The sequence below is a fragment of the Pseudomonas sp. genome (assembly GCF_026224925.1).
Taxonomy (GTDB): domain Bacteria; phylum Pseudomonadota; class Gammaproteobacteria; order Pseudomonadales; family Pseudomonadaceae; genus Aquipseudomonas.
This window is the reverse complement of sequence record NZ_JAMFRV010000733.1, coordinates 1-2,034: the sequence shown is the minus strand read 5'-3', so window position 1 is coordinate 2,034 and position 2,034 is coordinate 1. Positions and strand designations below refer to the sequence as shown.

2 protein-coding genes are annotated in these 2,034 nt (G+C 57.2%); both read left to right on the top strand.

Going from position 1 to position 2,034, the window contains the following annotated elements; translation table 11 throughout:
* On the top strand, positions 1-418 hold a 418-nt coding region (locus M0974_RS30420; protein ID WP_297845646.1), incomplete at its 5' end, for an IclR family transcriptional regulator C-terminal domain-containing protein.
* Positions 419-657: 239 nt separating this feature from the next.
* The gene (locus M0974_RS30415) at positions 658-1,908 is read left to right on the top strand and encodes an aspartate aminotransferase family protein (protein WP_297845643.1); all 1,251 of its coding nucleotides are present in this window, start codon (positions 658-660) and stop codon (positions 1,906-1,908) included.
* Positions 1,909-2,034: the final 126 nt, after the last annotated feature.

Here is a 2,034-nt window from a genome sequence, read left to right as displayed (position 1 = left end):
TATTGGTGGGCGCGTGGCACTGGGCGTGGGGCAGGGGAGTCTGGCGATTCTGGCGTTTTTGCCCGAAGAAGAGCGCGAGACGGTGATCTGCTACAACTTGCCTCGGCTTAAAGATTTTCATCTGTACGACGAAGTGTTCCTGCGCTCGGAAGTGGAGAACGTCCGTCGCTTGGGTTACGCCGCGCGCAATACCGGGGCATTACCGGGAATGGCGGGCCTTGCGGTGCCGATTCTCAACCGTGACGGGCATGCAGTGGCGGCACTTAGCGTCGCGACCATCAGCGATCGCTTGGGGCCGGATAGACTGCCGACCGTGGTCGAGCTGCTCAAGCGCGAAGCTGCGGCCATCGGGCCGAAGATCAACCCGTTCGACCCAACCTTGCGCCGGCCTTCGCAGATATTTGGTGGGCGTGGTTAGTGTGTCACCTGAGAAACCGCCTTCGCAGGCAAGCCTGCCCCCACAGTTTGCGTCGCCCTGAACAATCTGTGGGAGTTGGCTTGCCGACGAAGGCGTCCGTGCAGGCGCCAGCGATTAGGTGTGCCTACACGAATTTCAGGAATAACCCCGCGATTTAATTTCGCTTGTGACCGATGTGCATTCCTCGCTTATATAACCCATGCCTTTTTTGACGAAATCTTTTGTATGAGCAGCCAAGCATGAGCAATTCATCGATCAGCGGTTCTATTTCCATGGTCCACCCGATCACCCTGGACCACGGCAAAAACGCCGAAGTGTGGGATGAAGACGGCAAACGCTACATAGATTTTGTCGGTGGTATTGGCGTTTTGAACCTGGGGCATTGCAACCCGCGCATCGTCGATGCCATTCGCGAACAGGCTACCAAGCTCACTCATTACTGCTTTAATGCCGTCCCCCACGGCCCGTACAAGCAATTCATGACAAAGCTCGCCGCGTTCATTCCGGTCAGTTATCCGGTCAGCGGCATGCTCACCAACAGTGGCGCCGAGGCTGCGGAAAACGCGCTGAAAATAGTCCGTGGCTACACCGGCCGTACAGCCGTAATCGCCTTCGATGGCGCCTTTCACGGCCGAACTCTCGCGACCCTGAACCTGAATGGCAAAGTGGCGCCCTACAAACAAAAGGTCGGCGTCTTACCCGGCCCGGTTTACCACCTGCCGTATCCCAGCAAAGACAACGGCGTCACGGTCGCCGAAGCCATCAAGGCCATGGACCGTTTGTTCAGTGTCGAAATCGACGTGACCGACATTGCCTGTTTTATCCTTGAGCCGATTCAAGGCGAAGCTGGTTTTCATGCGATGGACATCGAGTTCGCGCAAATCTTGCGAGCCTTCTGCGACGAAAAAGGCATTGTGCTGATCATTGATGAAATCCAATCCGGTTTCGGCCGCACTGGGCAGCGCTTTGCTTTTTCCCGTTTGGGTATCGAACCGGATTTGCTGCTGCTCGGTAAGAGCATCGCCGGTGGGGTGCCGCTCGGTGCCGTAGTGGGTAAAAAAGAGTTGATGGACGTGCTGCCCAAAGGTGGGTTGGGCGGGACTTATTCCGGAAACCCAATCGCCTGCGCCGCAGGGTTGGCAACACTGGAACAATTGACTGACGCTAATCTGTCGGCGTGGGGCGAGGCCCAAGGGCAGGCCATCGCCGACCGCTATCAGCACTGGATCGACAGCAAAATTTCACCATTCCTCGGACGCTTGACCGGCGTCGGTGCGATGCGCGGTATCGAGCTGATGACTCCGGAAGGCAAGCCCGCCACCGCGCAGTTGGCCGCGCTGCTAGAAGCCGCCAGAAATAAAGGCCTGCTGCTAATGCCCAGCGGCAAGTCTCGGCACATTATTCGTCTACTGCCGCCATTGACCACTGAACTGCATGTGCTCAATGAAGGGCTGGATATTCTTGAGGGCAGTTTGGCCGAGCTGCGCTGATAAGGATTACCCGCAAACCCCTGTGGGACCGAACGTGTTCGGGAAACAGACGACACGGTACATCAGGAAGACCGCGTCGCTTCATTCGCAAGCAAGCTTGCTCCCACCGGATCTATGAAATGCACC